This is a genomic window from uncultured Xanthomarina sp. (assembly GCF_963971605.1).
Lineage (GTDB): Bacteria > Bacteroidota > Bacteroidia > Flavobacteriales > Flavobacteriaceae > Xanthomarina > Xanthomarina gelatinilytica.
In genome coordinates this window covers 1-24,084 of record NZ_CAXATZ010000009.1, presented here as the reverse complement: position 1 = coordinate 24,084, position 24,084 = coordinate 1, and the positions used below count along the sequence as shown (strand labels likewise).

The window sequence follows — 24,084 nt, the reverse complement described above, 5'->3', positions numbered from 1 at the left end:
AATATGAACACCAACAACCTAAAACGCTTCGCACAAGCAGCACGCTTAAAACTACTGGACCAAATTGGCGCAAAGTTAGAAAAGGTACTCACTACCGACTCGGCAGAGTTACGCGAAAAAGCCAACCAAATAAAACAGTTGCAAGAAGCCATTAATAAAAGCAATAAGCAACAGGTGATTGATACGGTTGCCTATACCTGGTTCAACCGTTTAGTAGCCTTACGGTTTATGGATGTAAACGGTTACGAACCCATAGGCATAAAAGTCGTATCGCCAGCCAGTAATGCTACCTTACCAGAGTTATTACAAGAAGCTAAAGCGGGTAACATACCGCAAGAGTTACCTGTAAACCACCAACGCATTTACCAAATATTAGATGGTACCATACCTAGTGCCAATGCCCAAAACGAAGCCTACAGAGAGTTGTTAGTTGGGTCTTGCAATCATTTGCACACCGTATTTCCGTTTTTGTTTGAACGTATTAACGATTACTCGGAGCTGCTCTTACCAGACGACCTTATCTCTAGCTTTTCTATTATAGAAGACATAAAACAAGGCATGCTGCCAGAAGACTGCCAAGAAGTAGAAATTTTAGGTTGGTTGTACCAGTTTTATATTTCGGCGTTAAATGAAAAATTGATTAGTTCTAAAAAGAAATACGCCAAAAACGAACTAGCACCAGCATCACAATTATTTACACCAAAATGGATTGTGCAGTATATGGTTGATAATACTTTAGGGCAAATTTGGTCAGAAATTCGTCCAGATTCTAAAGTCATGGAATCGTTGGAGTTTTACATTAAACCAACCTATACCGATAAATTACACAAACGCGAACCTAAAAGTATTGAAGACATCAAATTCTTTGAACCTTGTGTGGGTTCTGGACACATTTTGTCGTATGCGTTTGATGTGTTTTACAAAATCTACGAAGAAGAAGGTTACAATCCTTCTGAAATCCCAACACTCATTATCACTAAAAATTTATATGGTGTAGATATAGACCAACGTGCAGCGCAAATAGCATCCTTTGTGTTGTTAATGAAAGGTCGCCAAAAACAACGTCGTTTTTTACGTACCGTTGCAAAAGAACATATAGAACCCAATATTTCCTACTACCAAGACTTTGAGTTCGATAACAAATTTAAAAATGCCACAGCGTTAGGCTCGTTAATTCGAGTAGACCCTAAAGAGGTTGCTGATTTTAAAATAGAGAACAACTCACTATTTGCCGAACGCCAAAAAGAAGTATTTAAACTCTATAAATTATTAGGGCAACGCTACGATTGTGTAGTAACCAACCCACCATACATAAGTTCGTCGCGTATGGAAGGTAGTTTAAAACAATTTGTTGAAGCCAATTATCCTGAAACAAAATACGACCTTTTTGCAACCTTTATATTACGTTGTTTAGAGTTGTGCGATGGTGATGGTTTGACTGGATATATGACGCCTTTTGTTTGGATGTTTATAGAAAGTTATGAAAAGATTAGAAAAATAATATTAAAAAGGCATCAAATAAATAATTTGGTACAATTAGAATATTCTGGTTTTGATGGTGCCACCGTACCTATTTGTACTTTTACAATTAAAAATAAGCCAGATAATTATTTAAATGGTAATTATATCAAATTATCAAAATTTCGTGGTTCAAAACAACAAGGACCTAAAACATTAGAAGCAATTCGAAATAGAGATTGTGGTTGGTTCTATTCCTTTAAACAATCTGATTTTAATAAAATACCTAGTACAAGTTTAGGTTACTGGCTAACTAATAAAATTATTGATTCGTTCACTAAAGAAAAGATAGAAGAAAAGTTTATTGCTAAAGCTGGTATAGTATCAGGTAATGATGCTGCACTACTTAAATTATGGTATGAAATTAAGTTTAAGAATATTTCATTTAATGAAGAGAAATATAAGAGAGATTCATTAGTTAGATGGGTTCCAATAAATAAAGGTGGTTCGTATCGGAAATATTATGGAAATAATGAGTATATTATAAATATTTGGGATTTATGGACAGAAGGGAAAACCACGAAATCAGTAAGGCGTGGTTCAAAAGATTACTATTTTAAAGAAGGAGTTACTTGGACAATGGTAACGAGTAGTAGAGCTTCATTTAGATATACTATATCAAAGGTTTTTAATGTTGCAGCGCCTTCTATATTTTCAGATCATCAACAAGATATCTTTTATGTACTTGGATTTTTAAATTCAAAAGTTGTAGAAATTATTCTACCAGCACTTAACCCTACATTGAACATTTTAACAGGAGATATATTATCCTTACCTAACCTTATTACTCAATTTAAAGATGAGATAAATATTAAAGTTAAATCTCAAATTAACATTTCAAAATTTGATTGGGATTCAAGAGAAACGGCTTGGAATTTCCAACAAAACGAGCTCATTCGCATCAAAGGTCAAGACACCTCGACTTCGCTCGGTACAGGCCTAGAAGAAGCCTATGATAGCTATTGCCACTACTGGCAAAACAAGTTTATGGAGCTACATAAAAACGAAGAAGCACTCAATAAACAATTTATAGACATTTACGGCTTACAAGACGAGCTTAAACCAGACGTGCCGTTAGAAGACATTACCATTTTAAAAGAAGAAACCAGCATCGTCAATAACCAATTGGTGTTTAATGCCAAAGAGGTGTTGCAACAATTTGTAAGTTATGCGGTAGGTTGTATGTTTGGGCGTTACAGCCTAGACCAACCTGGTCTCATCCTCGCCAACCAAGGTGAAACCCTAGAAGACTACCTTAATAAACTAGCAACTAGCAACCAGCAACTAGCCACTAGTTTTATGCCCGACGACGACAACATCATCCCCATCCTAGACAACGAATGGTTTGAAGACGACATTGTAGGTCGTTTTTACGAGTTTTTAAAAGTCACTTTTGGCAAAGCCAACTTCGAGAAAAACCTAGCGTTTGTGGAGGAATGTTTGGGTAAAGACATCCGTAAATACTTCCTTAAAGATTTTTACAATGACCATTGGAAGCGTTATAAAAAACGCCCAATTTACTGGATGTTCTCATCGCCATCTGGTGCGTTTAACGTGCTTATTTATATGCACCGTTACACACCAGACACGCTTAACCAAATACTAAACGGCTACCTAAAAGACTACCGTGAAAAACTAACTGCAGAGTTAGACCGACAAGCGCATATTAAAAATGTAGGTACCGCCAGAGAGCAAACCCTAGCCGCCAAAGAAGAAGACCGCATACACAAAGTATTGCTAGAATTACAAGAATACGAACGCGAACTTTACAAAATGGCAACAGACCGCATCAGCATCGATTTAGATGATGGTGTGTTGGTAAACTACAACAAGTTTGGAAACCTCATTAAAGAAGTTAGCGGTTTGAATGATAAAAAAACCAAAGACAAAGTGAGAAAATTTGATTGGATAGATGTAACGGAAATAAGGTAAGTACATAAATTAAGCATAATGAATTATATAAAACCAGAAATAATAAGCCTTAAAAATAGCAAAGAGTTTAACGAAAAGTGGCTACAAGCTAAAATAGAAGAAGATCCGAGTATATTGGGATTAGGTGAACTGGAATTTAGGGATACCGAAAAGATTATGGTTGGTGGTGGCCGATTAGATACCATTCTTTACGACCCAGAGGATAAAAAACGGTATGAAGTAGAGATTCAATTAGGTAAAACAGATGAATCTCATATTATTAGAACCATTGAATATTGGGATTTAGAGCGCAAAAAAAACCCACAATACAATCATTGTGCAGTTATTATTGCGGAAGACATAACTAGTAGGTTTTTAAATGTAATTTCTCTTTTTAACGGATTTATCCCATTAATTGCTATCCAAGTAAAAGCGTTAAAAGTTGGCGAAAACATGTCGCTTTTCTTTACTAAAGTGCTGGATGAGGTGAAATTTGAATTATTAGATGAAGATACTATAATAGAACCAACAGATAAAGCCTATTGGGAAAATAGAGCGTCTGCAAATTCTGTAAAATTAACAGAGAAAATTTTAAGTGAATTAGGAGAAATAACAAGTGATTATAAATTAAAATATAATAAACATTATATAGGTTTAGAAAAAGATAATATAGCGAATAATTTTATTTCGTTTATTCCACGTAAATCTGTAGTGATTGCAAATATTAAATTGGAAAAAGTCGAAGAAATTGATGAATTACTTGAAAGCTCTGATTTTGATACCTTACCTTATGATAAACAATGGAAAAATTATAGGTTAAGGCTAAATGCCAAAGATGTAAAAACCAATATGGAACTTATTAAGGATTTAGTATCGCGTGCAAAAGACGAGTATAATAGTTAAGTATTAAATTCATGGATCAATTAGATATATTTTCAAAAGAACCAAGCTATGGCGAACCCGTAAAAATAAACAATGGGGAATACATTTATATTCCTAATTTTTATAACAAAGCCACAGCAGATACCTATTTAAAGCGCTTAATAAGTGATATTAAATGGAAACAAGAATCCATGAAAATGTACGGTAAGGAAATTCCTTTTCCACGCTTAACAGCATGGTATGGTGATAATGATAAACCTTATAGTTTTTCGGGCATTACATTACAACCACATCCTTGGAGTCCAGGTTTAGCTAAAATAAAAGCAGATATAGAACCTAAAGCTGGTGTTGTATTTAATAGTGTGTTATTAAATCGTTATCGCGATGGCAACGATTCCATTTCTTGGCATACAGATGCTGAAAAGGAATTGGGCGAAAACCCGGTAATTGCATCGGTTAATTTTGGTGCAGAACGCAAGTTTCAATTAAAACATAAAGACACCAACGAGCGTATAGATATTTTGTTAAAACACGGTAGTTTACTTATTATGCAAGGCGAATTGCAGCATTTCTGGAAACACCAGATACCAAAAAGCAAAACCATAACACAAGAGCGTGTTAATTTAACCTTTAGAGTGATAAAATAATGTGGAAAAAAGTAGACATACAAAATGATGATGGCGATGTAGTGAGTGCGCAAGCACCAGTCATTATTTCGGCAAGTCGCTCTACCGATATTCCAACCTTTTATGCCGATTGGTTTGTAGAGCGTTGGAAAAAAGGCTACGTAAAATGGATGAATCCGTTTAATGGTGTGCCTTCGTATGTCGCTTTTAAAAATACCAGATGCGTCGTGTTTTGGACAAAAAATCCAAAACCTATGATGAAACATTTAGATTTTTTAGAGAAAGAAGTGAAAAATTATTATTTTCAATTTTCTTTAAATGATTATGATAAAGAAGGTTTTGAAGGCAAAGTACCAAGGTTAGAAAGTAGAATAAAAACCTTTAAAGCACTTTCAGAACGTATTGGAAAAGAACGTGTGGTTTGGCGCTTCGACCCACTAATATTAACCCACCATATTACCGTGGATGAATTATTGAGCAGGGTAAAAAATATTGGCGATCAGCTAAAAGACCACACCAGAAAATTAGTATTCAGTTTTGCAGATATTGCTATTTACAAAAAAGTAGCCAATAACCTGAATAAAGAAAATATCAATCATATAGAGTTTACAGAAGCAACCATGCATCAATTTGCTAAAGGCCTTCAAGAATTAAACAAAAACTGGAATCTAGAAATAGCTACCTGTGCCGAAAAAATACCATTAGAGCAATATGGCGTAAAACACAATAAATGTGTTGACGATGACTTGATGATTGAACTGTTTAGCGACGATGTGGTATTAATGGACTTTTTAGGGGTAAAATTTGAAGAAGCAACCTTGTTTGAACCTTCAAATAAAGTGCAAAAAACAAAAGTGCTTAAAGACAAAGGGCAACGCGAAGCTTGTGGTTGTATTATGAGTAAAGATATTGGACAATACAATACCTGTCCGCATGAGTGTGTGTATTGCTACGCAAATACCTCTAAAGAATTAGCGTTAAAAAATTATAAAAAACATAAAGAAAACCAATTTGCAGATACCATAGTTGGTATTTAAAGTATTAAAATAAATTTAGTTATGGGATATCATTTTCAACTTCCAGTAATAACAGACCTTACCATTGATCAACAAGCGGTTTTAAACGAGCCCAATGCTATTGCCGTTTCTGGTGGTCCTGGGACTGGTAAAAGTGTTGTAGGCTTATGGAGACACATACGTAATTACGATACAGGCAAATGTAAAAGCTTACTGTTAACCTACACCAAATCTTTAGAACGCTTTCTTGCTGAAACTTGCAGGACTAAAAATGTTTTAGCCTCAAATAATGTTAACAGAACGTATTGGTGGAGACATCATTTGGCTAAACCTGGCTATGATGAAATCATAGTAGATGAAGCGCAAGATGTATCTTTAGATACGTATGATTTTTTAAAAAGATATGCTTCTGCTGTTTCGTATACTACAGATGATAACCAAATCTTATATCCTGAAAATTGTAGCTATTCCAGAGACTTACAAAATAAATTTAGAAATCGAAGTTTTACATTAAGTACCAATTTTAGAAATACAAGACAAATTACACGGTTTGTACGTAGTATTCAACCCGATAAAGTAATTCAAGATGGTTTATCTAATGGTCCAGTACCACAATTAATACATCTTGGTAATGATAAAGGCAAACAATTAAACGCCATATTAGAAATAATATCAACCTATTCAGATCCTTCACACAATATTGCCATTTTAGATCCTTTTACTACAAATGTTATTAACTTTTATAATGAATTAACTGCAAAAGGTATTCGATGTACAAAATTCGTAAATGAGCAAGAACAGTTACATAGTATTGAACGTGTGCATGTGACAACATTTAAATCTTGTAAGGGATTAGAATTTAACACGGTTATAGTACCAAACATGCATAGTTATAATTTTTGGTTACAACAACACGGACATTTAATATCCGAAAAAGATATTTACGTGGTGTTAACACGTTCAAAAAACAATGTATTTCTTATGAATAATAGTCATCCCTATTACCAAGATGAAAACCTTGAGTTTTTAGAAATGGCAATTAATAGAGGAACCATTGAAGTAGAAACATTTTAAATAGAAAGGTATGAAATCAAAATCTTTTTTTATTCATCTTAATGCAAATACTTTAGCACACTATTGGGTTCGTGGTATTATTTGTCCCGCAAAGTTTATGCAAAATAGGGAGTCCGACATTCAAAACATATATGATTCTTATGTATTGCTTTCTGATAAAAAATGGAATACAAATTCAGATTGTTCTATTGAAATTGTTTTAAACGAACAAGAAATTGCAAAACTGCAACAAATTCAAAACAATTATTTTTTAAGCTTGGATTGTTACCCGATTTCTAGAACGCAAAAAATAATATTTAATAACAAAGAAAAAGGAGAAACAGTTATTTGGAACATTAACAGTGGAGCTGCATTTATTCCTAAATGGGCGATATATTATGAAGATAAAATCGATAATGAAACTATTGAATTAACTGAAAAAATTGAAGTAAAGGAAGATAATAATAAAGATATAGAGAAGTCTATAAAAAGTTTTAATCGTCTAATGGGTGGTTTTGCTTTTATGAGAGTAAGTTTATTAAGTGATTTAGATCTTGATGTACCAGAAAATTACTTATCTGCAATTTCTTTTTTTAATAAAAAGATTGAAAAGGATTTACTAGCTCAAAACATAGATGTCAACGAAAAATACCATAATATTTTTACCCAAGATTATCATGCGTTTCAATATCTAGCAAAAGATATCACATTAGATATGGTAACACAAATAGCAAAAAAAGAAAAAGTAAAACTTCAAAAAAAATTCAATACAATCCTCTTTAATGATTTAAATCCAAATACATTAACATATAAATTAGGCATTTTAGCGACTTATGGTAAAGGTAAAGTAAAAAGCGATCATGATATTGTATCCGGTTTGTTTTCTGAATTAAAACAAGAATATGTAGAAGAACTAGCGTTGGTTTACGGATTATCAAATGGCTATAAAGCTTTAAGAAATAAATATGAAAGTAAAAAAGGTGAAATTGATGTGAAGTTTAATTTAAATAGTGCTTTGCAAGTTTACACTATTGAATCCCTTTTTCAATACGCATTTAATGACAAAGTCAAAAGTGATACTTTCAATTATCTAGATTTAAGTATAATTAATGAAATTAAAAATCAAAAAAAGGAAGGCTTTCTGTATGCCAATATACTGGGTAATTATTATGCTTTCGCTAAACCAGTAAAAGAAAAAATTAACATTCAGTCTTTAATACGAGAACTTCAAAATGTTATTGTTGATTGGTTTAAAAAAAAAGAATTAAATATTGAAGAATCAAAAGTAACTGAAAGCGCAAAAAATTTAATTAAGTCAACAATTGATGTAAATCAAGAGAACACAGAAAGCTCACCAACAATGGGGCAAAACCCTCAACCTGTTACCCAAGAAAATAAAACAGATTTAATTTCTACTGATAATGAGGAGGATAAAAAATTAGAATCAAAGGGTGTTTTTAAAGAAGATGAGCCTGTAGAAATTTTGTTATTTGATAATTCTCAAGAATTAAGTGATGAAATTCATGACTCAATTCAACTTAATAAATTATCAGTAAAAGAGCTCAAAGAATTATGTAAAAAATCTGGTTATAAAGGTTATTCTAAAATGAATAAAAAAGAGCTACTAGAATTTATTTTAGATAACCAAAATCAATAGTATGAGCTTTGTTCAGTTCTATAGTAGTGCTTTGGAAAGCACTTCAAAGTTACAAGAATTTATAAACTCTAGATTTGATGAAATTTATGATTATTATATACTTTCTAATCACGAATCCCTTGTAAATGATAGAAATAATTTCAGGTCATTAGCTTTACACTCTCAAAAAGTAGCATTGCTAAATTTTTCTGAATCTAAAAATGAAGCATATCTTAATTTAATACTAAATACTGCGGTTAGATTAAATGAACCTTTTGTTTTTGAACACTTTTTACGAATTCTGGATAATGAAAATTTAGAACAATCAAAAGTTATTAAGGCATCATCCATTTTTATGAATTCAAGAGATGGATCTGAATTTATTTTAAAATACCCAATTATACTTGACTTATTAGAAGAAGCATATTTAACAGAGTCTGATAACAGAAAAGAACCTATTACAATTTTAGTTAACTATTTTGCAACGGCTCTATTGCATTTTTCTGAATTCAACGAATCTTTAATTAATCAAATTAAAAGTTTATTAAAAACCAGTTATAATAACGAAACACACTCATTTTTAGAGGATAAAATATTAGAAAGTGTTTTAAATGTTTCAACCGATTTCAATAATAATCCTTACGATAAAATTAAATCGATTTTAGATGATTATTTAGAGAGAAGTCAGAAGCCGTTAAAATACCTCAAAGGGTTACTAATTGAAAGTGGGACGCAATATGCTAATATCATAAATTCTAAATATCATTCAATGAATGATATTTTCCAGCTAAATCGAAATTTATATTACAGATTAAGTAATACAAGTAAAATTTTTAATTCGTTAGGAAGGGGAACTAATATTTTAGAGGAAGAAGAACAACTTACTGTATACATGTCCCAACTTGGCCCAATGCATATAAAAAAATTGGAAGATGCTTTTAGTTGCCTTCCTAGTGATTTAAATAACATCTCATTATACGACTGGGGTTGTGGTCAAGCACCAGCTTCTAAAATGTTTTTAGAAAGATATATGGATGCTGTAGATTCCGTAACGCTTATTGAGCCTTCATTGCTTGCATTAAAACGTGCAGCATTACATATTGAAAACGATATAGATAATATAATTACAATTAACAAAAAGTTTGATGATTTAGATGCAAATGATTTTTTAGAAAATGGAAACAACATTGCAAAAGTGCATATTTTTTCTAACGTTATAGATATGGAACTTTTTAAGTTAAGTGAATTAATAGATTTAATTACAAAATCGTTTAAAGGAATTAATTATTTTATTGTTGTTAGTCCTTGTATTAATATCACCAGGACACAACGGATAGAAACTTTTGTTGAAAATATGTTACAAATTGGGTTAAATATAGAATTATTGCTTTCTCAAACAAAAAATGCAGGCGAATGGATTAGAACCTGGTCAAAAGTAATACGTGTTTTTAAAATTGAACTTTAAAAAAATGAGCCAAAAAATACAAGAAGCATTAGAACATAAATTTAAATCGCACGATGTCATATTTTGGTATGATGAGAACAGTGAACTCAAAGAGGATTTTGAAAATTTAGTATTTGATACTATTGAAAAAGTACATGTAAACGGCAACGAATTTGAAGTAAAACACAGCGTAACAACCAAAAAGGCTGAAGAAAAATACTTACTCTATTTTAATACCAAAAAACCAAAAAACAACGAAAACTGGTTGTTGGATTTAGAGTTGGCATATCACCAATTCCACACCGATCAAGAAGCCATTATATTACAAGAATTAGGGTTAGACTTTAATTTCAAAGCATTAGTAGCGAAGCATCTATTATTCTTTAAATCTAAAGAGCGTTTAGACAATTTAAAAAGCTTATTAGGTGATGGTGATAGCCATAATGATATTCGTTATAAAATGTTGGCAGTAGTCTTTAACACGGAACACGTTAACTTAAATACCTTTATTCATGCACATGGAACCGCATTTGCCAATGGCAACGAAAAAATGGATCGTGATCTGGAGCGTTACAATTTAGTGGATTTCTATTGGAATGAAATTCATGATAAGTTTAAATACCAAAATAAAGCCCCCAAAATATATGATTTCTTAATTGAAGCCTTTAGCAATAGTGTCATTACAACGGAAACATCTAAATTATCAAAAGAGTCTAAATTGTTACTGTCGCTTTGGAAAGACACCATCACCTATAGAACTGGTTTCAATACCATTTCAGAAAAAATTGCTGTAGATTTAAACATAGAAGGCAGTTTAAACGCCATAAATCTTGAAACAATTTTAGAGGAAGATCTGTTTAAATTAATAGATAAAAAAGTAATCTATGAATTGGTAAATAGATTAATTAATGAAAATATATCACATGATTTTATTCAAAATAGTATCAAATCTAGAGAAAATAAATTTTGGTACACAGAATTTGAATCCTATTATCAATGCATTGCATTTGCATCACAATTACAACATAAAATAAAAACGTCAAAAAGCAGTTTTAAATCGATTGTTAATGGCCTGCAAGACTATACCAACACCCATTATGAAATAGACTATTTGTATCGCAAATTCATATTGTGGTATAGAAAATCAAACCATGATAGCGTGTTAGGCGTATTGTCAAATACTATAGAAAAACTATATACCAATGCTTGGTTATTGCCATTTAACAACCAATGGCAAGAGGTCATTAATACTATAGATACTTGGCCAGTTAACGAAAGTTATGCGCAACGTCAATTTTATCAGCAACATGTAAAACCTTTTGTAGATAAAAACCAACGTGTTTTTGTGATTATTTCAGATGCTTTACGTTACGAATGTGGGGCAGAATTAAATAGTCTTTTAGTAAAAGAAAATCGCTATGATGCTTCAATACAAGGGTTAGTGGCTTCAATACCTTCCTATACACAATTAGGTATGGCGTCATTGCTTCCCAATACAGATATAAAGATTGATGAAGGTAACGATGCAGTAAGTGTTGATGGCATGTCCGCTTCTGGGGTTATTGGAAGAGCAAAAATATTACAACATAATTCAGAAGCAAGAGCGACTGCAATAAAAGCGGATGACTTTATGCAATTGAATGCCAATACAGATGGTAGAGAATTTGTAAAGCAATACGATGTTATTTATATCTATCATAATAGAATTGATAAAACAGGGGATGACAAAACTACTGAAGATAAAGTGTTTGATGCTGTAGAAGACGAATTAGACTTCTTCATGGAAATGCTAAAGAAAATTTCCAATATGAATGGTAATAACATGCTTATCACTTCAGATCATGGTTTCCTCTATCAGTACCAAAATATTGATGAAAGCGATTTCATGAAATTAGACCTTAATGGAGAGATTATTAAACACAACAGACGTTTTGTTTTAGGAAATGATTTAAGTGCTAATGATACTGTAAAACAGTTTACACAAAAACAATTAGGACTTACAAGTTCTGGTGATGTTTTAATTCCAAAATCAGTAAACCGACTACGTGTAAAAGGAGCAGGTTCTAAATTTGTACATGGAGGCACCTCGTTACAAGAAATTGTTATTCCGGTAATAAAGGTCAATAAAAAAAGACAAGACACCACAGCATCTGTAGAAATTGATATTATTAAATCAACAGATAAGATAACAACTAATTTATTACCTGTTTCATTTATTCAAATGAATGCAGTAACGAAAAATAGTTTAGGCAGAACCATACGTGCAGCCTTATTCGCCGAAGACAATACACTATTAAGTGACCAGTTTAAATACGTATTTGATAGCGAAGACGAAAACCAAAGACAACGCGAAGTGAAACATAGGTTTCAATTAACAGCATTGGCAAGCGGTAAATATAAAAACCAACGCGTAAAATTAGTCCTCGAAGAACCCATGGAACGCTCTAATAAATGGAAAGTATATAAAGAATATTACTATACACTTAATATATCATTTACAACTGATTTTGACGGATTTTAAATGGGAACTAGTCGCTAGTAACTAATAGCTAATGGATATGAAAACATTAAATGAAAAAATAAACACCCACTTCGCAGGTAAAGTAGTCCGTAAAGATCTAACGAAACTGGTTAAAGGTAATGCTATTGTACCCACTTACGTTTTAGAATACCTATTAGGTCAATATTGTGCAACCGATGATGAAGAAACGATTATTCAAGGGGTTGAAACAGTCAAAACTATTATAGCTAAACATTTTGTACATCGCGAGGAATCCCAAATTATAAAATCAATGGTTCGAGAAAAAGGTTCTCATAGAATTATTGATAAAGTGGCCGTACAATTAAATGATCGTCAAGACAGATATGAGGCGTCTTTCGCTAATTTAGGACTGACTAGAATACCAATTTCAGACAGCATCATAAAAGAACATCAAAAATTGTTATCAAGCGGTGTTTGGTGCATCCTTACTTTAGGGTACTCACCTTCTGACGAAAGAGATCATATTCCTTGGTTTGTTGAAAGCTTAAAACCAATTCAAGTATCCAATGTAGATATTGAGGAATATAAAAGTACACGAAAAGAGTTTTCAAAAGAAGAATGGATAGATATGCTAATGCAATCTATTGGTTTAAATCCGAGTGAATTTACGTTTAGATCAAAACTTTTGCAACTAACGCGTTTAGTACCTTTCGTAGAAAACAATTATAACCTGATTGAATTAGGGCCAAAAGGAACTGGTAAATCTCATATCTATTCAGAAATGTCACCACATGGTATTTTAATATCTGGCGGTGAAGTTTCTAAAGCAAAGTTATTTGTTAACAACAGTTCTGGTGAAATTGGTTTAGTAGGGTATTGGGATGTAGTTGCTTATGATGAATTTGCAGGTAAAACAAAAAGAGTCGATCGTGGTTTAGTAGACATCATGAAAAACTATATGGCAAACAAGTCATTTTCAAGAGGTACTCAAGTATATGGCGCGTCCGCATCTATGGTTTTTGTGGGTAATACAGATCATTCTGTAGCTTATATGCTAAAACATAGTGATTTATTTGATGCACTACCGAAAGATTACTACGACACCGCTTTTTTAGACCGAATGCATGCTTACTTACCGGGTTGGGAAGTGCAAAAATTACGAAACGAAATGTTTACTTCAGAATACGGTTTCATAGTAGATTATCTCGCTGAAATATTAAAAAACTTGCGTAAAGAAGACCGTACGCACGATTACACGAAGTTTTTTGAATTATCCAGTTCTATTACAACAAGAGATAAAACATCAATAGCAAAAACCTATGCAGGTTTAATTAAAGTCATTTATCCAGATGATGCGTATTCTGAAATTGAAGCGAAAGAAATATTAGATTTTGCAATCGAAAATAGGAAAAGGGTTAAAGACCAATTACGTAAAATGGATGAAACCTTCGAAGAGGTAGATTTTAGCTATATAAGCAAATCTACAGGAGAATCATTTGATATTGAAACTTTAGAAGAAATTCAATATAAACCAAAGCCAGTTGTTTCTGAAGAAGATGAGAACCAAATGGTTTCAAATGAAAGTACTAATAAAACTCAAGAAGGAATACAATTGAATCCTGGTCAAAAAATCATTAGGGATAACCAAACAGGCATTTCATATGATAATTTATTTGGTGCTTATCTGTTAAACAGCTCAAATATTACACTTGTAGATCCTTACATAAGATTACCTTATCAATTAAGAAATTTAATGGAGTTTGCAAAATTGATAGCAGAAAAGAAAGAAACGGATGCAGAAGTCAAATTACATCTCGTTACAAGTAATAATGAAGACTATATAGAAAATGTTAAAGAAGCATTTAATCAAATGATATATTCTTTAGAATCGATGGGCATTATATTTTCTTATGAATTTGATGATTTTATTCATGATAGGTCTATCACATCTGATAATGGTTGGAAAATAATTTTGGGTAGAGGTTTAGACATTTGGCAAAAAACGGGTGGTTGGTATGATATAAGCGAGTATGTTCAAGAGCAACGTATTTGTAAAGCTTGCGAAATAACATTTGTTAAGGGTTAATAATTTATATGTTATAAATTCCCCCACAACCCAAAACCCAGTTTATTGCTATCGCAAAAACCCTCTGTCTTTTGTGTTGTTCCGCGCACCATTCAAGTTTAGCTTTTTTTTGTCTTTAAGGTAATAGCATATTACAGCTTTGGTTTTCATAAAATCAAACCAAACTGCAATAAGCTATTGCGTATTATTTTATCATAAAAACCCTAAACTTACCCAAGCTATGTTTACATAATGCGCAGTTATAACAACTGAAGCGTTATAACGGTCATTATGTAAAATATCCGCTATAGCCAACGCTCACATTGGAACTTTATACAGAGTATTTGCTATCGTAGAATATTTCTTTTACACAGTATTATCTCTTATTTAGCTTTGTAATTCAATTATTTATTAATTTTTAAAACTATTTATTATGGCTTTAAACAAAGATTACGAGTACACACAAGCAGATTTAGACAATCACTCAAATCAACTTAATCCAAACAATGATGAGTACCATCATTCAAGAGAAGAAAATTAAAATTAATTATTAATTTTATCTATTAACATCTCATTATATTTATAGCTTATAGTGAGATGTTTTTAATTAGTAATGATATTCGACGATAGAATATTTCAACCGTATTATATTAAAGCAAGTAAAGGCGTTAATGCTGGCTTTATTCTTTCAGTACTATTTTGTTCTAAAATAGAAAGTATTGAAAGGCAAATTATTTACATATTCTATATGTGTAATATTATACCTCACGAGTTTTTAAAACACAAGAGCGATAAATTAAATAAAGAATTTCTACTAAAGATAATTTTTGAACTAACAGCAAATAAAAAATACATACCTAAAAAAGATTTACGTCAATTAACGGGTTTAGAAGATAAAGGTACTTTTAATAAGTATTTTGGTGAGCACATAAGTAATATTGGCTTATCTAATAATAGAGCATTCACATTATCAGAAACCTATCAAATCTTACAGTTTTGGCAAGGTGATGATAAATGGGGTCGTATGGAAGCCTTCAGTAAAGGGGAACTTGCTAATCGCTTTACAAATGGTAATTATGATGAATTAGAAATAGAAATGACAAATGAAATTTTTGCTTATGATGATTACAACCACCACGATTACATTAAGCCAGCAGATACTAAAAAGTTTATTAATAGAGTTTTAGATAAAGAATCATTATATACAGTTTATGACAAAGATTTTAATGTAGATTATTTATATTATTTCTTTTTAATGTATTTATTATATGCTTTTAAAATTAAAAACATTAATAATTAAATCATATTAGTTATCTCATTCATCTGCACAAAACCATCATTAAGTCCAAGTATTCCTTAACTCAAGTCTTTGTTTGTTTCATTTCGTTAACAATTATCAAGTAACATAGAGCTATATTTGAAAGCCTTTAAATTGTGCTTAACTTAAAAATGCAGTACATAATAAAATAAAAAAAGGTAGCAAATATAGGTAGCTACCTTATGCCAACGCTAAATGCTATAAAGGTCAAGCCCTCTGGGTTTTGAATAAAACTTTTTAATCAAAATTGGTAAACACACATCAAGGTTTTAGCATAAAAAACTTTTATCCAAAAACCTTGACAGCATCACCCACGCTACCAAAACATCAGCTTTCTTTTTTGTTTTCTTTTAAAAAATTAATAGAAAAGAAAAAGCCCTATGATGCAAAACCATAGGACTCTTTTCAGCTTCAAAGGTCAGAATGAAACTTATGCCACTTCTACGATGTTTAAAACGTTATATGCGCCATTTTTAAGCGGATATTGAACACCGTTAATCTCTTGAAAGAACTCAACCAAAAGCAAGTAAATATCGTTTCCTGTACCTGTTGGCACACCTGCTGGAGTTAGTGTTTGCGATGCAGAAGTCGAATCAATTGGAATATTTACAGTCGGACTGTACTCAATCGCATTTTCTGTAGTATCAAAATCAACTTTTAAGAAAGCAGAAGTAAAACTAACGTGAGTTGCACCATTTGGATAAGCAATATCGTTTGTAGGTGTTAAATTTGGGATTGAAATTTCACCTGTAGAACCATCAACGCTAAAAGGAGCAAATAAAACCGCACTTAAAACAGCTCTATTATTAAAATCAAAGCCTTTTAAAGCCGCTTTACCTTCTGGTGTTGCCAATCCTGTTGCCACATTTCTTTCACCTCTTATAGAGGATGTATCGAAGTTTTTAATTTTCGTCATTACTTGCGTAACACGACTTGTAACTCGATTATCTTTTGCTTTAATCATTAAGTTTCTTGCAGAAGTTCTTAATAATTTACCAGAAGATGCAGAACGACCAAATTCAGAACCGTTTTCACGAGTACGCTCAAACGCAGGATCGTTTTGAATACGCTCTTTTGAAACGCCTCCTTTGGTCTTAACCAAATAACCTTCTTGTGCCTTGTAAAACGTTAAATTGTCTAACGTTCCTTCTAACTTAATAATACCTTTTAACTTTGCCATAACTAATACATTTTTTGATGATGAATATCAAATATACGTGCTATAATTCATCAATGTTTACAGACTCTTCCGAAGTGTTTATAACTTGCCAAAACTTCCGAAATAGATAGTTTTTTCAATGCGATTATTGTCGTATATTGTATATAAGAGCTTTACAGCTACGGTATGGCTAAAGTATAGTTAGAGTATTAATTTTAAATTTAAAGTGAATGAGTAGAATCTGTATTTACCCTAAAGACGTGCAAGTGGTAACAGGAAAGAGTGAGCGTTATGGTAGAACTATAATCAATAAGATTAAAGACCACCTTAACAAAGAAGCTCATCAGTTAGTTACTATCGATGAATTTTACGACTTTATGGGCTTTGAAATCAGTAAAGTACGAGGATTAATCAAGTAAATTTTGTATCTTTAACACAAGGTTTTAAAGGTGACCTATTAGGTGACCTCATAATGGTACAGGACTGAAACAGTAATAAATAAAGGCATTAAGAGATAGGTTCACTTACCTCTTTCTCCGCAAAAACCCTTGTAATTCAAGAAATTACAAGGGTTTATTAATTTTACAACTATTATTATACTCACCAGTTTTTATAAAGATTTATGTTAGGAGTTCTTTTTCTAATTGTCATTATTAAAACTTTATTTACATTTGATAGGTAGAAATTTCATATGAAACATCATTTAAGTACTCTTAACCTATTTCGTAAATTTAGTATAGTATTACTATGTTTTGTGAGCTCTTACAGTCATTCACAAGATATAGAACCTAGACGTTGGACCTCGATGCCTTTAGGAACCAACGTGGTTGGCGTAGGCCTTAGTCATGTTTTTGGCGATATTGACTTTGACCCTCTATTGCAGGCAGAAAACACTACTGTTACTGTAAATTCAATCGCGTTACAGTATGTAAGACCCTTTAAAATAGGAAACAAGCAAGCACGAATTGATGTTTTGATTCCTTATAGTTTTGCCCAGTGGGAAGGTTTGTTGGTGGGTGAACCAAAATCTGTAAAACGACAAGGATTTGCCGATCCAAGACTACGTTTGTCCTTGAATTTTATTGGTCCGAAGGCCATGACCCTTAAAGAAATGCAGGAGTACCTGAAAGCCAACCCTGTTTACACTACTGTTGGAGCCTCCATAGCCCTTAGCGTCCCATTGGGTCAATATGATGGTGATAAATTACTGAACATAGGTGCCAATTGTTTTGTTATTCGTCCTCAAATTGGATTTGTTCACAATTGGGGCTCCTGGTCTTATGAATTGACAAGTTCAGTCTTTTTCTATACCAATAACAACGATTTTTATATTGATAAGACCAAAAAACAAAAACCACTATTTGCCATGCAAACACACCTTAACAAACAATTTAAACACCGTATTTGGTCGTCCTTAAGTTTTGGTTATGGTCAAGGAGGCAACTCCATAGTAAACAGGCAACCTAAAGACGATGAACGTGGTAACTTTATAGGAGGTCTCTCAGCTGGTATGCCCATTTTTAAAAAACACTCCATAAAAATAGCTTATGCCACAACCATCACTTTTAAAGAGGTTGGAGCAAATACCAACGGATTTGTGTTCGGTTGGTCAACTTTATTTTAATACATAATTTTTCTTCCCTTTTATCATGTAATTTTAGTGAACTGGTGTTTGTGTACACGGACAGTTGCTAATACCTTGTAGAAAGTCCAAGCCTATGGTTATCATATGCGTTCCTGAATTGTAACCTATTAGGTCATTAATGGTGATTTGATACGAATAGGCAAAATAGAAGTTGGACTTTTTAATACCTGCCATGGGGCCAAGATTCAAAGGATCGAAAAATTGGTCGTTTAAGAAACGATAAGAGATCCCTCCCCAAAAATAGTCCTCTCTCCTATCGTACTTTCTAACTTTAATATTGATATCGGTACTGGAACGATTGTCACTATCAAAGTATTGAAAAAATACAGAAGGTTCAAATTCCAGTTTTTTATTTAATTTGCTTTGAAGTGTTATTCCTGTATACACTTGGTAGTTTAACAGCAAATCGGGTTCTATCCCAACATAATCGTCTATGTCTTTTGGTAAAATATTATTTGCATTTAAACTGAAATAAAATCCTTTATTTCTATACAAAACACCTACATCAAAGTTGTTGTTGGATATGGACCTATCGTCTGTAACACGTGGATCGATGATAGGTGTTTCATATGTTGGTCTAAATTCATCAATATCTATTCTGAAACTGTTTAGGTTATATGAAATTCCGAAGGACAAATACTGCTTCGAGTAATAATCCAAAATAAGATGGTGCGCAAAAGACACCTTCAAACCCTTTTGAAGCGTGTATCCGTTTTTATCATTATACAATGAAATTCCTACACCTGATCGGTCGGCAATTCTAAAATCGGCATATAAGGACTGATTGTCTGGTGCATCCTTGATGCCTACCCATTGGGTTAAACCATTGGCCCGAATCTTTAAATTATCGCCAATTCCAGCATAAGTAGGAGAAATCACAAAGGGATTATCGGCCAAATATTGCGTATATACAGGTAAATTCAACTCTTGACCGTAACTTTGTGCTAAGATTAAGAAAAGAGAATATATAATTAGTTTTTTCATCTTGAATCGTTTTAAAATTTTAATCCCCTAGGTTTATCTGTACAATGTAAAATGTCCAACAAAATCCCTATTGTCATTAGGATCATTAAGCCTTACCACATACCAGTAATCTCCAGTAGGAAGTTCTTTCCCTTGATAAGTGCCATCCCAGGTTTGACCAACTCTTAAGGTGGCAATTTTTCTACCATATCTATCGAAAATATCAAAGTCAAGATTTGGATAATGAACCACGCATCCCGGAGCCCAACCATCCAGAACACCATCGCCATTTGGCGTAAAGTAATTAGGGATGCACACATCCACATAATCGAAATGTCTGGATGCTGTTGCCACACACCCATTACTATCTGTAACGGTTACTGTATAGGTTCCAGATTCTGAAATTACAAACACATTGGTGCTTCCATAAGATTCTCCATTCAAGGTAAATTCATACTCTCCAGAACCTCCTGAGGCAACTGCAATGATTTCATTTATTTCGCCATCGTTTAAAACCAGGGTTAAAGGATCGAAAGATGTAATATCAAAGAGTTCCGTTCTTTGAATACAGCCATTGGTATGTCTTACATCTATATAATGACCAGTTCCAGGAACAACATCCACAAACACATTGCTGGCCTGGTAAGGGCCTCCATCCAAGGAATAATCCAGATCGTCTGGATTGGTAATGCTATCATCTACAAGAACAGTTACAATATTACTTGAGGCATTGTTGACACAGGTATACTCTATTTCAACAAAAGGATTGATTCTAACAGATTCTGGGAACGTGATATTCCATTCAGATTCACAACCTTGACTATCGCGTACATAAACCATATGGTCTCCTCCACCCAATCCAGTAAAATCAAACTGTGTTTGTCCTAAAGTTCCGGTTGTGTAAGGACCATTATAATCGTCTATGCTTACAGAATAAGGAGGTGTACCACCAGAAATATCTATACTAAATTCACCATCTAAATCCCCTTCACAAACCTCTGGAACAATGGAATTAGGCACAATGCTTATTACAACAGGTGCAGGTTCGTTAATGGTGAAATTAAGCATCACATAACATCCCAGCTCATCTTGCACGATTACATCATAGGTTCCCGGCTCTAAGTCTTCAAAAACATTGGTATCAAAAAACTGATTTAATTGTGGTGAAATAGCATACATGATCAATCCTGTTCCACCCGAAGCATTAATGGTTACAGATCCATCGTTTGCACCATAACAAGTGACATCTGATACCGTAAAAGGCGCAGTTAATGGAGCTGATGGCTCAGTAATATCAAAAGGAGCTGATGTGGCTAAACAATCACCACTTTCCACATGCACTTGATAGCTTCCAGCTGGAAGCTCTGTAAATACCCCTGGACTATTTTGGGTTGCAGGAATGGTATTCCCACTAGCATCCTGCAAAGTATAAACATAGTTTCCTAAACCACCTTGAGCTGTAGCCACAACCACACCAGTAGCATCTCCTGTACAATTGATGGTGGCATTTGTCAAGGACAAATTAAGGGTTAATGTTGGCAATGGGTCAATCGTTATTTCATTTGAAACGATTGCGATACAGCCATTGGCATCTTGCACATAATAGGCATGTGTTCCTACAGGAACTGGGAAGGTGGTAGATGTCGCAAAAGATCCCAAAACTGGTGTTAACGTACTGTTATCGCTATAAGTATAAGGCCCTGTCCCACCTGTGGCGCTTAAAGTAAGTGTGGCTTGGTTTAAACAGGTTTGGGTTGTTTCTGCCACCAAACTGGCTTGTATTGGAGTTGGTTGCGTAATAACAATATCTGCTGAAGTAAAACTACAGCTATAGGCATCTGTTACCAAAACTTGATAGGTTCCTGCTCCAAGATTTCCAAACACAGGTGACGTCTGTGGTCCGGAAGAACTGATGGTAGGGGAAAGCATATTCAAGGTATAAGAGTAATTACTTCCCTGTCCTCCCGTAATATTTGACACAGTAATAGTTGCATTGGCATCCCCAAAGCATGCCAGCAATGTCGCACTAGGTGTTACAGTTGCATTTATTGGTGTTGGCACGTCCAATGTAAGCGTTTGTGAGGCTATACAACCACCAGCATCCATAACATTTACGGTATAGGTTCCAGCAGCTAGATTTTCAAAAGTTCCATTGGAAGAATAAGCTACCGAGGCCGCTCCTGTTAATTCATATTGATAAGTTCCCCAACCACCAGTTGCTGTGGCAGTGATAGTGCCCAAATTATTGGTACAGGTAACATTGGATGTTTCCAAAGCAACAATCGCCAAAGGTTCTGTAGGTGATGTAATGGTCACCACATTGGTTGTTGTGGTACAAAACGGACTGGCCGTTTCTGTAACCTGAACAGTATAATTTCCAGCCAATAATCCAGAAATGGTTTGTGGGTTTGTACTTGTGTCTGTAGCTATTGGCCCTAAAACCGATGTTCCTGAGTTATCAAAAACTTCATAGGTATAAGTGCCAGAATATCCACTAACGTTAATTTCCATAGCACCATTGGTATCGCCAAAACAGGTTACAGCAGTTGTAGCTGTTGCCATGGCATCAATGGTATCAAATGGAGCCACTGTATAAGCTGCTGTGGCAATGGTACAACCTGTATCTAAATCGGTTACTAGGAAATAATAATCTCCTGGTGATGAGATAGCAAAGATGTTGGAAGCTTGTGGTGTGCCATTTGGCAACATTTCATATTCAAAATTACCTGATCCACCTGTAACGGTAATAGCTATGGAACCTGTATTGTTACAGTCAATTGGTGTTGCTTCTGCCACAGTTGCCATAGTTAAGGTTGGCAATGGTAATATATTTACTGTATTGGTAGCAATACAGCCATTGGCATCTTTCACATAAATATCAATGGTTTGTGCACTTCCTGTATCTAAGATATCAAACACATTGGTGCCAAAATAATTGATGCCATCAATACTATAGGTATAAGAAGGGGTTCCTCCCACTTCCGTAATGGTTAACACAGACGCATTTACAGATCCATCTGTTGCACAGGCAAAATCTGTAGCAGTTCCAGATACAGTAAGCAAAGTAGGTTCACCAACAGTAACATCCATGGTATTGGAACAACCTCTACCTGAATTTACTTGAACCGTATAGGTTCCTGCTGCCAAGCCTGTAAACACATTCGAGGTTTGAGGTGCCACTACAATAGGTGCAATAATTTCATAAGTATAAATTGGGTTATCGTTTCCTGCATCCAGGTTAACCGTAATAACACCTTCATTACTTCCGTTACAACTCACATCTGTTACAGAAGTTGTAAAGCTTACAGGTGTTGCGGCATCTAAAGTAATGGTTGCATCTTCCGTACATAAAGTGTTGGTGTCTGTAATTGTTACTGTATAAGTCCCCGAAGGTACACCAGAAAACACATTCCCAGTTAAACTAATAGAGGCTGGATTAGGACTGATGCTATAATTATAAGTTCCTGTTCCACCTACGGCAGTTACTGTAATTTCACCATCATCATCAGAACAAGTTGTAATGCCTGTAACTGTTGGGGAAATCCCTAAAGGTGGTTCAATGGTCACACTTACCAAATTACCACAGCCATTCACATCCCTTACTTCAATGGTATGCGTACCTGAAGCTAAATTCTGGATAGTAAATGGAACTGTTTGTGTTTGAAATGCGCCTCCATTGATACTGAACGTATAAGGAGACATTCCTGCCGTTGGTAAGGTTACATCTATTTCAAAAGCACCTTCGGCCGTGTTACATTGATTGCTTACACTTGCAGCTATCACTGGCGAAGGATCCATTGGTAATACCAAAACAGGTGTTGTTTTAATACATCCATATGCATCCATGGCATGCACATAATAACTATTGGCATCCATATTGAACACATTTATAGATCCCCAAGAAGGATCGGTTGGTAGTGGTGCAGTTGCCGAAGTTGTAATTTGATACATATATGGAGGTGTTCCATCTGTAGCTATGGCACTGATAACACCAGAGTTTGGATGACAGTTGGCATTCTGATCCACTGTAGCTGTCAAACTTAACTCTATGGCTGATTCCGTAATATTAAATGGTACAGAAACCACACTACAACCAGTATTAGGTCCAGAAGTTTCACTTATTAAAACAAAGTAATTTCCAAAAGGCAATGGCCCTAAGTTAGTTACAGGTAAAGACCCATTTGCAGGTACAACACCCAATCCATTAATTCCAGTGGTATTTAAAGATAAGGAATCAAATATTTCATAGGTAACGTTGGTAGCCGTACCATAGGTACTGTTAATGGTGAACGATACATTTCCATCGGCACTTCCTGTACAGGTAATGTTGTTTGCTGTAACAGCTGTTCCTGTTAAAGTAGAATTG

General features: G+C 33.8%; 15 protein-coding genes. 12 read left to right on the top strand and 3 right to left on the bottom strand.

Annotated elements, in window-relative coordinates:
• Positions 1-3 precede the first annotated feature (3 nt).
• The 10 genes from pglX to AACY93_RS05280 all read left to right on the top strand — a co-directional run bounded on the left by pglX (position 4) and on the right by AACY93_RS05280 (position 15,933).
• Positions 4-3,450, top strand: coding sequence for a BREX-1 system adenine-specific DNA-methyltransferase PglX (gene pglX, locus AACY93_RS05325; RefSeq protein WP_286853571.1), 3,447 nt, complete (start codon positions 4-6; stop codon positions 3,448-3,450).
• 18 nt (positions 3,451-3,468) lie between these two features.
• Positions 3,469-4,332, top strand: a complete 864-nt coding sequence (locus tag AACY93_RS05320; protein ID WP_286853570.1) for a hypothetical protein — start codon at positions 3,469-3,471, stop codon at positions 4,330-4,332.
• A gap of 11 nt (positions 4,333-4,343) precedes the next feature.
• Positions 4,344-4,958: an alpha-ketoglutarate-dependent dioxygenase AlkB gene (locus AACY93_RS05315; RefSeq protein ID WP_286853569.1), complete on the top strand. Its 615-nt coding sequence runs from the start codon at positions 4,344-4,346 to the stop codon at positions 4,956-4,958.
• A complete protein-coding gene (locus tag AACY93_RS05310) occupies positions 4,958-5,974 on the top strand; it encodes a DUF1848 domain-containing protein (RefSeq protein ID WP_286853567.1) in 1,017 nt (338 codons plus the stop codon). The genes AACY93_RS05315 and AACY93_RS05310 overlap by 1 nt, the downstream gene beginning before the upstream one ends.
• Before the next feature lie 21 nt (positions 5,975-5,995).
• Positions 5,996-7,027 (top strand): 3'-5' exonuclease, encoded by a 1,032-nt coding sequence (locus tag AACY93_RS05305; RefSeq protein ID WP_286853566.1) that lies wholly within the window; start codon positions 5,996-5,998, stop codon positions 7,025-7,027.
• 10 nt (positions 7,028-7,037) lie between these two features.
• Positions 7,038-8,663, top strand: a complete 1,626-nt coding sequence (locus tag AACY93_RS05300; RefSeq protein WP_286853565.1) for a Rho termination factor N-terminal domain-containing protein — start codon at positions 7,038-7,040, stop codon at positions 8,661-8,663.
• Between the two features lies 1 nt (position 8,664).
• Positions 8,665-10,107 (top strand): hypothetical protein, encoded by a 1,443-nt coding sequence (locus AACY93_RS05295; protein WP_286853564.1) that lies wholly within the window; start codon positions 8,665-8,667, stop codon positions 10,105-10,107.
• Between the two features lie 4 nt (positions 10,108-10,111).
• Positions 10,112-12,607, top strand: a complete 2,496-nt coding sequence (pglZ, locus tag AACY93_RS05290; RefSeq protein ID WP_286853563.1) for a BREX-1 system phosphatase PglZ type A — start codon at positions 10,112-10,114, stop codon at positions 12,605-12,607.
• Between the two features lie 37 nt (positions 12,608-12,644).
• On the top strand, positions 12,645-14,654 hold the full coding sequence (gene brxL, locus AACY93_RS05285) for a BREX system Lon protease-like protein BrxL (protein ID WP_286853562.1): 2,010 nt from the start codon (positions 12,645-12,647) through the stop codon (positions 14,652-14,654).
• A 592-nt stretch (positions 14,655-15,246) separates the two neighbouring features.
• Positions 15,247-15,933, top strand: coding sequence for a hypothetical protein (locus tag AACY93_RS05280; RefSeq protein ID WP_286853561.1), 687 nt, complete (start codon positions 15,247-15,249; stop codon positions 15,931-15,933).
• Between the two features lie 448 nt (positions 15,934-16,381).
• Here AACY93_RS05280 and AACY93_RS05275 read toward each other — a convergent pair whose 3' ends face one another.
• Positions 16,382-17,131: a hypothetical protein gene (locus AACY93_RS05275; protein ID WP_286853560.1), complete on the bottom strand. Its 750-nt coding sequence runs from the start codon at positions 17,129-17,131 to the stop codon at positions 16,382-16,384.
• A gap of 209 nt (positions 17,132-17,340) precedes the next feature.
• Here AACY93_RS05275 and AACY93_RS05270 point away from each other — a divergent pair, with 209 nt between their 5' ends.
• A complete protein-coding gene (locus AACY93_RS05270; RefSeq protein ID WP_286853559.1) occupies positions 17,341-17,529 on the top strand; it encodes a hypothetical protein in 189 nt (62 codons plus the stop codon).
• Between the two features lie 335 nt (positions 17,530-17,864).
• Positions 17,865-18,734, top strand: a complete 870-nt coding sequence (locus AACY93_RS05265) for a transporter (protein WP_286853558.1) — start codon at positions 17,865-17,867, stop codon at positions 18,732-18,734.
• Positions 18,735-18,767: 33 nt separating this feature from the next.
• Here AACY93_RS05265 and AACY93_RS05260 read toward each other — a convergent pair whose 3' ends face one another.
• Together AACY93_RS05260 and AACY93_RS05255 are read right to left on the bottom strand one after the other, a co-directional pair.
• A complete protein-coding gene (locus tag AACY93_RS05260) occupies positions 18,768-19,739 on the bottom strand; it encodes a type IX secretion system membrane protein PorP/SprF (protein ID WP_007646680.1) in 972 nt (323 codons plus the stop codon).
• Between the two features lie 33 nt (positions 19,740-19,772).
• Positions 19,773-24,084: T9SS type B sorting domain-containing protein (locus tag AACY93_RS05255; RefSeq protein WP_339611354.1), on the bottom strand; the 4,312-nt coding region annotated here is incomplete at its 5' end.